Origin of the sequence: Shewanella xiamenensis, assembly GCF_024971755.1 — a bacterium.
Classification (GTDB): Bacteria; Pseudomonadota; Gammaproteobacteria; order Enterobacterales; family Shewanellaceae; genus Shewanella; species Shewanella xiamenensis.
In genome coordinates, this window is sequence record NZ_CP079718.1 from 4,259,496 (window position 1) to 4,273,726 (window position 14,231).

Annotated in this window: 7 protein-coding genes and 1 riboswitch; of the genes, 4 read left to right on the forward strand and 3 right to left on the reverse strand. The window is 47.4% G+C overall.

Annotated features, from left to right (window positions below; all coding sequences use genetic code 11):
* Window positions 1-57 precede the first annotated feature (57 nt).
* Window positions 58-1,011, forward strand: coding sequence for a tRNA-modifying protein YgfZ (gene ygfZ / locus KXJ80_RS19815; protein ID WP_218737410.1), 954 nt, complete (start codon window positions 58-60; stop codon window positions 1,009-1,011).
* 55 nt (window positions 1,012-1,066) lie between these two features.
* Here ygfZ and KXJ80_RS19820 read toward each other — a convergent pair whose 3' ends face one another.
* From KXJ80_RS19820 to KXJ80_RS19830, 3 genes are all read right to left on the reverse strand, one after another.
* Window positions 1,067-2,083, reverse strand: coding sequence for a response regulator (locus KXJ80_RS19820; protein ID WP_047540828.1), 1,017 nt, complete (start codon window positions 2,081-2,083; stop codon window positions 1,067-1,069).
* Window positions 2,084-2,143: 60 nt separating this feature from the next.
* A complete protein-coding gene (locus KXJ80_RS19825) occupies window positions 2,144-7,429 on the reverse strand; it encodes a PAS domain S-box protein (RefSeq protein WP_218737411.1) in 5,286 nt (1,761 codons plus the stop codon).
* 129 nt (window positions 7,430-7,558) lie between these two features.
* Window positions 7,559-8,917, reverse strand: a complete 1,359-nt coding sequence (locus tag KXJ80_RS19830) for an alanine/glycine:cation symporter family protein (RefSeq protein WP_218737412.1) — start codon at window positions 8,915-8,917, stop codon at window positions 7,559-7,561.
* Between the two features lie 153 nt (window positions 8,918-9,070).
* A riboswitch (glycine riboswitch) is annotated at window positions 9,071-9,193 on the reverse strand.
* A 378-nt stretch (window positions 9,194-9,571) separates the two neighbouring features.
* On the opposite strand from KXJ80_RS19830, the gene KXJ80_RS19835 reads away from it, so the two are divergent.
* The 3 genes from KXJ80_RS19835 to KXJ80_RS19845 are packed head-to-tail and all read left to right on the forward strand — an operon-like array spanning window position 9,572 to window position 14,212.
* Window positions 9,572-10,243 (forward strand): ABC transporter ATP-binding protein, encoded by a 672-nt coding sequence (locus tag KXJ80_RS19835; RefSeq protein WP_037429713.1) that lies wholly within the window; start codon window positions 9,572-9,574, stop codon window positions 10,241-10,243.
* Window positions 10,244-10,247: 4 nt separating this feature from the next.
* Entirely contained in the window at window positions 10,248-12,938 is a 2,691-nt protein-coding gene (locus KXJ80_RS19840; RefSeq protein WP_370687102.1) for an ABC transporter permease, read from the forward strand.
* Window positions 12,939-12,988: 50 nt separating this feature from the next.
* The gene (locus KXJ80_RS19845; RefSeq protein ID WP_218737941.1) at window positions 12,989-14,212 is read left to right on the forward strand and encodes a lipocalin-like domain-containing protein; all 1,224 of its coding nucleotides are present in this window, start codon (window positions 12,989-12,991) and stop codon (window positions 14,210-14,212) included.
* Window positions 14,213-14,231 lie beyond the last annotated feature (19 nt).

The window sequence follows — 14,231 nt, forward strand, 5'->3', positions numbered from 1 at the left end:
AGAGGAATTCCGCTACAATCAAGCCTCTTGCATCGCCTTCATTTTCAGGATCTCGCTATGACTATTGCAGTTTCGACACCCAATTGGGATCTGGACGCCTCCACGCCTCCACTTATGCTCGCCAACTTATCCCACCTAGGCCTTATCAAAGTGGTTGGCGAACAGGGCCGCAGTTTTATCCATGGCCAAGTGACCACAGATATCAGCTCACTTGAAGCCAACCAATGGCGCTGGGGCGCACATTGTGATCCTAAGGGAAAGATGCTGGCTAGCTTCCGCACCTTTGCCATCCGAGATGCGCTGTTGATGTTGATGCCAAAGGACACTATTGCAGTGGATCTGCCACAACTGCAAAAATATGCGGTATTTAGTAAGGCGACCCTGACCAATGCCTCTGATGAGTGGACATTACTCGGTGTGGCGGGTGAACAGGCTAAACAATTTGTCAGCCAACACTACGGTGAAGTCACTCAGGAACTCACTCTCATCGAGCATGGCGCCATTTTAAAAGATGCGGATCGATTTATATTGGTTCTACAACCACAAGCCGCAAGCGCCCTCATTGCCGAGCATACCGTATTTGATGCCAGTGCTTGGCAAGCATTAGAAATTGCTGCGGGTTACCCCAATCTAGCGCCAAGCCATGCTAATCAGTACGTACCGCAGATGTGTAACCTACAGGCTATTAACGGCATTAGCTTTAACAAAGGCTGCTACATGGGTCAAGAAACTGTGGCGCGGATGAAATACCGTGGTGGTAACAAGCGTGCGCTCTATATTCTTCAAGGCACCACTTCCTTAAATATCAATTTGGAAACGGGTATCGAGATAGAATTGGAAGACGGTTATCGCAAGGGTGGACAAATCATTGAATTTGTTCAACGTGGTAATCAAGTGCTGCTCAGCGCAGTGCTCGCCAACGATACCGAGAGTGATGCCAAATTGCGTTTCGCTGATGACGAGCAATCTAGCTTACGTATTCAAGCATTGCCCTACTCGCTCGAAGACTAGTTTCTCGCTGATAAGCGGATCGTATTGAAAAAGGCGCTCTAGGCGCCTTTTGCTTTTAATGCTCGAAATAAGTATCTCGAATCGCCACCACCTCGGGCAAGATTTGCTTAAATTCGGCCACCAGCTTAGGGTCAAAATGTTGCCCTGCTTGACTTTCGAGTAACTCGACAGTGGCTTCAATGGTCCAAGGCTCCTTGTAAGGACGGCGCGAAGTCAGCGCGTCAAAGACGTCCGCTATCGCCACAATCCGACCTTCAATCGGAATATTTTCCCCCGACAAACCATTAGGATAACCCGAACCATCCCATTTCTCGTGGTGGGTTAAGGCGATACGCCGCGCCATTTGCAGCAGTGGGTCGCCATGCTCACCAATGATCTCAGCACCAATGGCGGCATGTTGCTGCATGATTTTCCACTCTTCGGCATCGAGCTTACCCGGCTTTTTCAGTACCGCATCGGGCGTGCCGATTTTGCCAATGTCATGCATAGGCGCCGCGTTATACAACAACTCACAGAAAGTACTCGGTAAACCGAGTTTGATAGCGAGCAGCCGCGCATAATGGCTCATACGCACAACGTGCAGACCCGTTTCGTTGTCTTTGTATTCGGCGGCGCGACCTAAACGGCGAATGATTTCAAAGCGGGTTTCTTCTAACTCTTGGGTACGTTCTTTAACTTGTTGCTCTAGCAAGCGTTTTTGATCGTACAGCGCGAGATGAGTTTTGACTCGCGCCTTCACCACGGGAGCGCTGACTGGTTTGGTAATGTAGTCAACCGCACCTAAGGCAAAGCCCTGTGCTTCATCGGCAACCTCAGATAATGCCGTCACAAAAATCACAGGGATGTGGCAAGTTAAGGGCTCCTGTTTAAGCTGCTTACAGACTTCATAACCATTCATGCCGGGCATCATGACATCGAGTAAAATTAAATCAGGCAGTGTTTTGGCTACAAGGGCTAGCGCCCTTGGTCCATCAATCGCGACTTTGACCTTATAGTCATCACCGAGTATGCCCACCAAAATATCGATATTTTCTGGAGTATCATCGACGACTAATATTGTTGCCTTATCCATCAACACATTCACCTTTCCAGTGGCTTTATCAATGATCAACACTGCGCATAATTGACCGTTTTACTTTAAGTCTACAAGTACTTCATCAATCAACTCGACGGCCTCATCGAATTGATATTGATTAATCATCGTTAGCGCTGGACTCAACTGCTGCCATAACTGAGCACTCACTTGCGGTTTAAGTGCATCCATTTGGGCGACTGCATCGGAATCCGCTTCTTCTAAACTTTGGCGTAATCGCGTTAAGGCCTCAATGAGGGCTTCTGGTGGTAAATGCTCCGCCGTCGGCCCACTAGATTCTTCAAACTCAGGTTTAACTTTTTCAATTGCTTGGCAAATCGATGCCACTAACGTTTGGATTTGGTCCAACTCCGCTTGGAACTCAGTATTTTCACTTAAGTGAAGTTCCAATTGCCGAGCCAATTCCGCAAGCGTTGTGGAACTTAAATTGCCCGCAAGTCCCTTAAGCGTATGGGCCATTCGCACCGCATCCTCACGTTTATTGCTGGCAACGGCCTTGTTGATTTGCTCGACAACATTACGTTGGCTAGTAACAAAACGATCAAAGATCCTTTGGTAAAGGCGCGTGGAGTTTTGCACTAGCTGCAAGCCTCTATCAATATCAAGCTCGGGGTGTTCAGGCCATTTCACGACAGAATCAACATCAATATTCACAGGCTTGGGTGAATCATTAATAAGCTCTTGAGCCGGTAACGGTGCGCCTAAATATTTTAGGAGGGTTTGATACAGTAAGTTAACCTCTATCGGCTTGGCGATATGATCATTCATTCCCGCTCTTAAACACATTTCCTTGTCGCCAGCCATGGCATTGGCGGTCATTGCTATCACAGGTAATTGTGCTAACTCAGGCCTTTGTCTCAGTGCTTTTGTTGCCTGATAACCATCCATCACTGGCATTTGACAATCCATCAATACCAAATCAAAACTCTGTTGAGCTAACTTATCCAACGCAATTTGGCCGTTGGTGGCAATGGATAAAATAATCCCCACTTGCTCTAAAAATTCGGTCGCCACCTCAAGGTTCATTTCGTTATCTTCGACTAACAGAATACGCTTACCTTTAAGGGGCAATAATAACTCAGGCGCAATACTGTCTTGATGACGCCTGACGGGTAGGAACCCTGCGCGACCAAGTGCGTTCATAATGCCATCAAGCAATCTTGATGCGCTGATAGGTTTGCTGATGTAGCCCGCTAACCCAAGTTGCTCGATTTGGGTCAAGAAATCTTGATTCGCATGGGCTGATACCATCAAGATACGCGGCGCTTTTTTTGCCCGTTGCAGGATTTGTTTTGCGGTTTCGAGCCCATCAAGATGTGGCATTTTCCAATCAATCAATGCCACAGCATAATCCTGCTGACTGCACCGCATCACCGCCTCGTCGCCAGAACGCACGGTATCCACTTGAAAGCCCATGCTCTCTAGAGTGGTTCGCATAATGTCCCTTGCGGTGGCATTGTCGTCGACAACTAATACTGGCATACCTTCAAGCTCTTGACCTACGATGAGCTTTTGTCCACTGGAGATGCGCAATTTAACGGTAAAAAAGAAAGTACTGCCATGGCCTTGCTGGCTTTCGACCCCGATACTTCCCCCCATTAATTCGACCAGTTGTTTACAAATCGCCAGCCCTAATCCTGTACCACCATATTTACGGGTAGTAGACGTGTCTGCTTGCGTAAACGACTTAGACAGTTTGGCTTGTTGTTCATGGGTTAACCCAATGCCACTGTCACGCACACTACAACGTAATATGACATCATCGTTTTGCTGCTCGACCAAGCTGAGGGACAGTAATACCTCTCCTCTTTCGGTAAATTTGATCGCATTATTCATTAGGTTGATCAGCACTTGCCCCAACCGCAACGGATCGCCAAGCAGATAACGTGGAACATTGGGTGCGACAGCAAACAGCAATTCAATCTGCTTTTGAGCCGCCCTTTCGGAGAAGATATCGCTCAAATCTTCAAGCATGGTATCGAGTTGAAAAGGCACATTTTCGATATCAAGCTTGCCAGCTTCAATCTTAGAAAAATCAAGGATATCGTTAATGATTGATAATAAAGATTGCGATGCGCGCTCAATTTTTTCGAGATAATTTTTCTGTTTTTTGTCTAGATCAGTCTGTAAGCAAAGTTGCGACATCCCGATAATGGCATTCATTGGCGTGCGGATTTCATGGGACATATTCGCGAGGAAGTCGCCTTTTGCCTTACTGGCGGCATCAGCCTCTTCCTTGGCAACAAGCAATTGTTCTGAAAGCAGTTTTAACTCAGTCATATCGACCATGCTTACCACAGCTGACTCAAATTGGTTCTGGCTGTCCAATAAGCTTGAAACGTTAACTGTCATCCATAAATGCTCACCGGAGGGACGAATAAAGCTTCTTTCCCCTCGATAGTGATCAACTTTACCTTCTACAAGTTCCTTAAACTGCGCTTTTGCAACTTCTTTATCCTGTGCACTCAAGACATCAAAAATCGGCGTACTACGTAATTCATTACGGCTCAGCCCCATATCCTCACAGAATTGATCATTACAATCGAGGATAAGTCCTTTGATATCGACATTCACGATACCAATGGTTGCCCCATCAAATAAGGCCTTAAAGTGCGCCTCACTGACCGCAAGTTCTTCTTCAATAGACTTGCGTTCAGTCACATCCATCACATAGCCATTCCAGATAATGGCGCCATCATCGGCATAATGACCACTGGCTCCGGCTTCCATCCAGCGAATGCCACCATTAGGATGACGATAGCGGAACTCGCGGATCCAGCTTAATTTATCGTCACTCATTCCCTCAAGCGCGCGTATAACTTCTGGTCGTTCCTCATCAAAAATCCGCTCAGCAATAATATTAAAGTTACTGAGTAAATCTTCGCGGTGTAAGCCCAACATGTGAAATGCTGCGCCAGAAAGGAAGGTAAAACGGCGATCGCTAGGAGAAACCCAGCGCAATTGATACACAGTACAAGGAATAGACTCAGTGATATTAGTTAATTGCAGCCTTGAGGCTTCAAGCTCGACGATGGCTAACTTACTCTTGGTTATATCGTCAATACTGCCGTCAAACCATAGGGGAAAACCCTCTTCGGTATAACTCGCCTTGCCCTTTTCATGCACCCAACGGATGCTGCCGTCACGGTGGCGAATACGATATTCCACCTCAAAGGTTTCCTGCTGCGCGAGGGCTCTATCAATATGCTGATGACACAGCTCGCGATCTTCTTCCAAAATCAATGAAGCAAAGCTGCGTTGACGATTCTCAATAAACTGGCTCGCGGCATAACCGGTAATATCGGCAATATTGTCACTGACATATTCCATCACCCACTCCTCGCCGATGCGAGTGCGGTAGACAGCCCCTGGAATATTGGTCACCAAACCACGGAAGCGAACTTCACTATCACGGATTTTTTGTTCAACCGCTATTTTTTGGGTCATATCACGGATCGATGCAGCCACTTGGCGACGACCATCGAAATCACTCGGTAAAATACTTAAGGCGATTTCGGCAACAAACTCATCCCCATCAGACTTAAGCGCCCGCACATGGCGTGCATTTGCCATCGGCCTATCACGTCCCTCACGTAGAAACTGTAATCTTTCTTTGGCATGGGGACTCCTTAAATCTTCGGGTAGCAAAGCTTCAATTTGTAATCCCAACATAGCTTTTGCGTCATAACCAAACAGCTGCTGACAGCGACTATTGCTAAATACTATTTGGCCACTTTGATCGACAATCAACATGGCCTCAGGTGCGGCCTCAAGTACAGCGCTAGACCAAGCAGCGGCGGAAAATTGCTCTGTCACATCGGTAAATAGCATCTCCACCGACATTAACTCGCCAGTATCTGACACTAAAGGCTGCATAAAAACATCGAGCCGCCTTGACTGGCCTTTTGAATCGATGAGTTCAACTTGATGTGAAGGGACGTTCTGCCCTTTGAGTGCCAGATCGGTGTATTCCCAGTTTTTCTCATTAAGGGGGTTGGCCGAAAACAATCTTTGATATTTGCGCTTAAGTAATTCGGGCGGTATGCCCAATACTTTGGTCACCCCTTCACTGACCTGTGCAAGTTGTCCGTCAGGATCAAGTGAGCAATAAAAGGATTTATCGCTCATACCGTCGATCAAGCGAGCGAAGCGGTTACCGCGGGAATCTAAAATAGCTTGCTCACGCTGAGCAAGCAGATCTGCCATTTTGTTAAAGGTTTCACTTAAGGTCACTATCTCGCTAATCGCACCTTTAGGGATAACCAACTGCTGTGTTTTACCTTGACCGAAAGCCAAAATGCCGGATTCAAGGGTTTCCAGTGGACGAGTTAACCGTTTAGCGGCGATATAGCAGGTCAATAACAGCAGTAAGGTTAATAAACTTAAGTTGAGGACAACTGAGGAAATATCGTCCAGTAGCGAGGTAAATAACTCCTGCTGTGGCACCATAACAACCACGTGCCATTTTAACTTTGCCACTTCTGCAATGCTGGCAAGATAAACTGTACCAGTATCATCAACAAAACTGGCTTGCCCAGTCAGCCCATCTTCCAGCAAAGCGCCAAAGGCATTATTTTTGTGATTTCCTTTATCCAGCCATTCCGAAACTGATGTGGCTAAAACCTTTTCTTTATCCCCATGAAAGATAAGCCGACCTTGCTCATCTAATATCATCAGCCGATTAGGGGCTATCCCTAGTTGCTCAGGTAATCTATCTAAAGCCAAATCAACGGTTGTAACCCCAAAATAATTCGGCTGCACTCCAAAAGGAACCGCATAAGTAATCATTAAAGTATTACCAGCACCCTCGTCGAAATAGGCTTTTGACCAATAACCTTCGACCTTATTGATGGCTTGCGTCCACCAATCCCAAGTCCCATCGGTATAATCGTACCCCTCGGCGCCAATATCTAAATAATGGAAACTATTACCACTGCGGTATACATAGGGAGAAAAAAGTTTTTTATTGAGAAAAGTGCCCGGTTTAAAGGCAACGGCAGAACCATAAAAATCGGGGTTACGTTCGAGGCGATTAGTTAAGACTTTTTGCAGCTTATCAGAATCGTTAATATCATTCTTGTCAGCCAAAAAACCAATAAAATCAGCAAGCCCTTGAGTATTTGTTTGAGCGTGTTCGAGTAATAATTGCAATCGAGAGGCTGAATGTGCCGACTGTTGAGCTAAATGATCGTAAAGCCGCTTTTCAAGGGAAAGATAATTAAACCATGAAGTAATCCCATAAACGGCCGCCATGATAAGAATCAAAGGCAGCGCAATATGGGATAAAATTTTGCTGCGGAAAGTACGAAGTTTACTTTTATCCATGGCGTCGCCTCAAAGCCCCCGTTTTAAGTCCCCCCCTTTTTGGGGTAGCTCTTATAAAGTAAACGAAGAACGCTGTGGCGACAATCTCAAAGTTAAAATAATGTGAACTAATATATTGTTTTCACAACATTAATAAACAGGGTTTAGCGTACGGTTAGTGAATGTTCTAACAAAATAGCTTTGAGTTTCAGCAATGATAATGTGCCGTAATCCAATAATCGCAATCAAATTAGGTATGGCCATTAAGCCGTTTACCGTATCAGCCAGTAACCAAATCACATCCAACTTGATAAAAGCCCCACCAGCAATCAGGCCTAAAAACAAGATTTGATAGGCACGCAGCCCGCGCTCGCCAACTAAGTAGTACCAGCAACGTTCACCATAGTAATGCCAGCCTAAAATGGTCGTAAACGCAAAGCAGACCAAGGCGATAGTGACTAAATACTGGCCGATGGCAGCCGATCCGCCTAAGCTAAACGCCGCACTGGTCATGGCCGCGCCCGCAGTGTCACCGCTCCATACCCCAGTGATGATAAGCACTAATCCCGTCATAGTGCAGATGATAATAGTATCGAAAAAGGTGCCAGTCATACTCACTAAGCCCTGCTCGACGGGCTCATTGGTTTTTGCCGCAGCCGCAGCAATGGGCGCACTACCTAAACCTGACTCATTAGAAAATACCCCGCGGGCAATCCCCATTTGAATCGCTTGCGCTACGGTCACCCCTAAAAATCCCCCCGCAGCCGATACTGGCGTAAAAGCCGACTCCACCACTAATTGCAACGCGGGTAGAATGGCATCGGCAAAAACCACTAAAATCCACACACAGGCCAACACATAACCAATTGACATCGCCGGTACTAACTTTTGCGCCACGTTGGAGATACGTTTGACGCCACCTAAGGTGACAGCCGCCACCAGTAGGGTTAGCACCAGCGCAGTCGCCCATGTTGGTACATCAAAGGCGATAGTTAAGGCATCACTTATCGCATTCACTTGAGCAAAAGTCCCAATGCCGAAAAATGCAACCCCCACGCCAAACAGCGCAAATAACTTCGCCATCCAACGCAAACCGAGGCCACGCTCTATGTAATACATCGGGCCACCGGCAATCTGTCCACGCGCATCGGTAGTGCGGTATTTTACCGCCAACATACACTCGGCATACTTAGTCGCCATGCCAAAAAAGGCGGCAAGCCACATCCAAAATAACGCACCAGGGCCGCCCATCTTAATCGCCGTTGCGACCCCAACAATATTGCCCGTACCTATGGTTGCAGACAATGCAGTACAAAGCGCGGCGAAGGACGATAGATCACCATGCCCCTTAGCGGGTTTGAACAATAGGCTAAGCGCCATTGGCAGACGAAATACTTGGATAAGCTTTAGTCGCGCAGTGAGATAAATCCCTGTGCCAACTAACAAACAAAGTGTGATAGGACCCCAGACAATACCGTTTAGGCTGCTGAGTAAGGCTTCAAAACTCATGATATTCCTCAATTATTAAACAACTAAATTAATAAAGGAGGAGGAAAAGAAATGGCTGTGACACATCGCTGCCAGCCTAAAGAAATACCATCTTCCCAGCCAATAACGGCAGGAAAATAGTCCACAAAGACAAACGACAGGGACTGTGCAGTCATCCTCTCCTCTGTCCTTTTGCCTGAGCGTTTCGCGTCGCTTAAAACACTGCGACACTTTCGCCTTCGGCGCCACCTATTATTGCAAGTTAATGCAATCGGTAGTCTCTCCAGAGGCTCGTCCAGTAACAGTCCACGCCTTACGGCACCTGAAAGAGTGCTTTGTTTATGGAATGCTTCCAACAACAAAGTTGCCTCGTCGGTGTGGGGTTAATTCCCCACTCTCCTGCTACCTTCATCCGAACGGATTGTTAAAACGATAGCCAGCTATCGTTTTAACAGGGCGCACAGCATGCAACAAACACCACAATAGCTCAAGCCCATTTGCTCACAGAAATGAGAGCCAAGCCGTTAATCGCAGAAAATTCAAACAGACTCAATCCTAAGTCTTAATCGATGTGAATTGATCTAACTTGCCTAAATATCGGTATCTATAGGATTGTAAAATGCTTTATCTTTAGCCTAATGCCTAGGTTGGCTAAATCCCAATTGGAAGAGATAGATGAAAGAAGTCGCCAAGCTTATCCAAGTAAGTAAAAGTTTTCGCGACGGCGAGCAGCGCCACACTGTACTGCAAGCGGTCGATTTAACTTTGCATCAAGGGGAGACTATCGCACTCACCGGCCCAAGTGGCAGCGGCAAAAGCACTTTACTGAATCTGATTGCGGGCTTTGAAACGGCAGACAGTGGCCAGATAGTGCTGAATCATCAATCCACCACCAAGTGGCAAGATAAGCAATGGAGTGAGTTTAGGCGTACCCATTTAGGCGTGGTATTCCAGCAATTTAATTTACTCACTCCGCTGAATGTTAAAAATAATATCGGCTTTTCCCTGCACCTTAACGGTGATAGCTGGAATCCTTGGTGCGATTATTTGGTAGAAAAGCTCGGGTTAGCGGCATTGTTAAACCGGCAGGTTGAAGCGCTTTCCGGCGGACAACAACAACGGGTCGCGATAGCCAGGGCATTAGCCCACAATCCGAGTTTACTGCTGGCCGACGAACCCACGGGTAACTTAGATGACGAATCTGGTAAACAGGTGATGTCACTGCTATGCGAACTCGCCAAAGAGAGCCAAACCAGCATTTTGATGGTCACCCACAGCGAAGAGTGCGCCGCCTTTATGAACAAACGCTGGCATCTGTCCCACGCCGCAGTGTCGATCTCCGGCTAGCATGATGAATAACACACAGCTAGAACATAAAGCCAATCCATACCACCACTTAAGCAAGAGTGGACAATGGCTGCGTATCACTTGGGTACTCAAGGTATTTTTAGCCCATTATCGCCACGCGCCATTGCAGGCTGGGGCGATTTTACTCGGAATCGCCCTCGCCGTGACGCTGCTCATCGGGGTAAAAGCCACCAACGATAATGCGATTCGTAGCTATAGCGAAGCCACAGAGCTATTAAGTCAGCGGGCCGATGTACTGCTGACCTCACCCGTTGGCCAAGATAATCTCGATGAATCGGTGTATTTCAGTTTAAGGCAGGCTGGGATTAGCCAAAGTCTTGCGGTAGTCAGTGGCAGAGTTGCTGGCCAAAACGGCCAGTATTGGCAAATTGAAGGCAGCGATATTGTCGCGGCATTGACTGCCACATTAACCTCAAAAAACGCTTCACCGTCCTCAAATAATAAGGCAACGGCTAATTCTACTGTCTCCATGGGAGATCTGCCCCTTGCCGACCTAATAAGCGGTGAGCCCGTGGTGGTGATGAGTGACAGTCTAGCCAGCAAAATCGCGCCCAATGGCCAGCTCAGCCTAGCCCAATCCATAACACCATCGACCCTAAAAGTGATCCGTGTCGATGATAGTTGGGGACTTGGCAGCGCCATCTTGACCGATATTTCCCTCGCCCAAAACTTACTTGGCATGCAGGGCAAACTCAGTTATATCGCCCTATTTAGCGATAGGGATAAACTAGTCGCGTTAAAACAACGGCTCGACACCTTAGGTATCACCCCAGATCTCGCCAGCTACAGTCAGCAAGATCAAGGGCAAGCCTTAATGGCGCTTACCCGCAGTTTTCATTTAAATCTCAATGCAATGAGTATGTTAGCCTTTGTAGTTGGGCTATTTATTGCCTATAACGGCGTGCGTTACAGCCTGATGAAACGCCAACGTCTGCTGATTCAACTGCTGCAACAGGGGCTAGAACGACTCGACGTGATGCTTGCCCTGCTCGCCGAATTACTATTTTTGGTTATCTTAGGCTCGGTAATCGGGTTTATCTTAGGTTTACAACTCAGCCATTGGCTACAACCTATGGTTGCTATGACGCTAGAGCAACTCTATGGTGCTCACTTGCTGCCGGGCATTTGGCAATGGCATTGGTTAGCACAGGCGATCGCGCTCACCTTAGTGGCAGCGCTTGCTGCTTGCATGCCCTTGTATTTTGATCTTACGCGCCAATCCCTTGCCCAAGGCGCTAACCGTTATCAGCAAACTAAGGCCCACAACCAAACCCACCAGCGGCAATTTATCTTAGCCTGTGGGTTACTCGTACTCGCGGCGATACTGTTTCCCTTCAGCCAAAGTTACAACACCAGTTTGATATTACTAGGTATAGTGACGGTCGCGATTCCTCTGCTGTTGCCCCAAGTATTGCATTGGGGAGTAAGCTTACTGCTCCCCTTCACTCGCCCAGGGCTTAAGCACTATTTGCTCGCCGAAACCCGCGAGCTTATCGCGCCACTTTCCCTTGCGATGATGGCCATTTTGCTGGCATTAAGCGCAAATGTGGCGATGAATACCCTAGTGGGCAGCTTTGAGCAAACCCTAAGAAGTTGGTTAGAAACCCGCTTACATGCCGATTTATACCTACGCCCCAGTGCTAACCGTATGGCTGATGTACGGGATAAATTAAGCCAAGATCCTCGTGTCAGCGGCTTATATCAACAATGGCAAGTCGATGGCGAGATATCGACCCAAGGTCCAACAGCTCAAACGATCCCTGTGAATATTATCAGCCGTGATGATGAATCGATAAAGTACACAAGTACACTCAAAGACAGTTTACCTGACCTATGGCAACACTATTTTGGCGGACAATTTGTCTTGGTGAGTGAGCCAATGGCGATTAAGTATCAGTTGATGCTGGGCGATAAAGTCACTTTAAACGTGCTCGATAAAACCACCAATAACCAAGTGGTTATCGCAGGTATTTATTACGACCATGGTAATACCCGCAATGAGCTCATCATTAGCCATCAACTGTGGCAACAGGCACAACTGCCACTGTTACCCATCAGCCTTGCGGCCAGTTTTCATCCTCTGGAACAAGCTGATAAACCCTCCTCATCGGTGCTAACACAACCAATACCCACGAACGGCAAGCGCAGTGAGGCCGAACTGGATGAACTGCAAATGCAGCTCGCCACAGAGCTAGAGTTGGCTCAGGCGCAAATTTATAGCCAAGCCAATATAAAGGCCCAAGCCATTGCCATGTTTAAACGCACTTTTTCAATCACGTTAGTGCTCAATAGTTTAACCTTGCTGGTGGCCGCCATTGGGCTATTTAGCGCCTGCTTAATGTTAACCCAAGCACGGCAAGCGCCACTGGCACGGCTTTATTCTCTAGGGGTGAGTCGCAGCAAACTACGTACTATGGTATTTAGCCAAATGCTACTGGTTGTAGTAATCACTTGCCTGATTGCGATGCCTACGGGCGCTCTGCTGGGGTATTTATTAATCGATAAAATCACCCTGCAAGCCTTTGGTTGGACCATCCAAATGATCTGGGACTGGTTTGCTTATACCAAAGCCATCCTCATCGCACTGGTGACTTGTACCTTAGCCGTGCTCTTACCGCTTTACTGGCAAACCCGCAGACCGCTAATAGCCAGTTTGCAGCAGGAAACCCTATGAACAGTCGTCCATATACCATTACCCAATTGAAAGTGAATGGTTTACTCACAATGAACTGGCTTAAGTGCCGTACAAACGCACGCTTAATCAGTCAACTCATCATCGGTGGATTACTCTTTTTCACGATAAGCGGCTGCGATAATGCGCCCGCGAGCGTTTCAGAATCCAAATCCATGGGAGCTTTGCTAGGGCAAACAAAAGAAGGCGAAACAACCTCAACGCAACAAGCCTTTGCAAAGGTGACACCTGAGCATCAGTTTCACTTTCCCCAAGATCATCTTGCCCACAACGGCTTTCGGCAAGAATGGTGGTATCTCACCGCTAACTTAACCACCGAAAAAGGTGAGCAACTTGGCGCCCAATGGACCCAATTTAGGGTGGCACTAAGACCTCAATATACAGAATCGCAAAATGCGCAACCGACTACCCTTAAGTCCTCTTGGGCAACTGAACAACTCTATTTTGCCCATAGCGCACTGACCTCTAGCGCAGCACATCTGGCCCATGAGAAATGGTCTCGCGGTCATCCAAAGCTTGCCGGCGTCAATGCCAATCCCTATCAAATTCATCTCGATAACTGGCAATGGCAGAGTGAATCGAGCGCGTTATTTCCGGCAATCTTAAGGGTTGAGACCGCAGACTTTAGTTACGCGCTAACGCTGACTAGCCAAGCACCGCTGCAATATCAAGGTGATAATGGCTATAGCATTAAAAACCGCGAGGGTAACGTCGCCTCCTACTATTACAGTCAACCTTTTATCACTATTAGCGGTGAGATCACCCGATATATCAACATCAATGGCCAAGCCGAGAGTCGGGTAGAGAAAGTCACAGGCAAAGGCTGGCTAGACAGAGAATGGAGCTCACAATTTTTAACTAAAAGCCAGCAGGGTTGGGATTGGTTTGCCCTGCGCCTCAATGATGGTTCGGCGCTAATGCTCTTTCAGTTAAGGGAGCAATCCACCGATAAATCTCAAACTCCATTAGCCTTTTACAGCGCCAGACGAATGTTTGCCGATGGCACAGGCCGTAATATCAACTCCCGAGACACGCCAGATGGAATAAAAATGACGCCGCTGGAATGGCAAACCACCCGCACCGGCAAATACCCTGTAAGCTGGCAAGTCCAAATCCCGAGTGAGCAAATCGATATCCGTATCTCGCCGTTAAATCCCAATAGCGCCATGGCGTTATCCACCTCCTATTGGGAAGGCCCAATCAAACTTAGCGGTAGCCACACTGGCATGGGTTATATGGAGCTGACGGGATATTAATCCACTTATAGTGATGTTT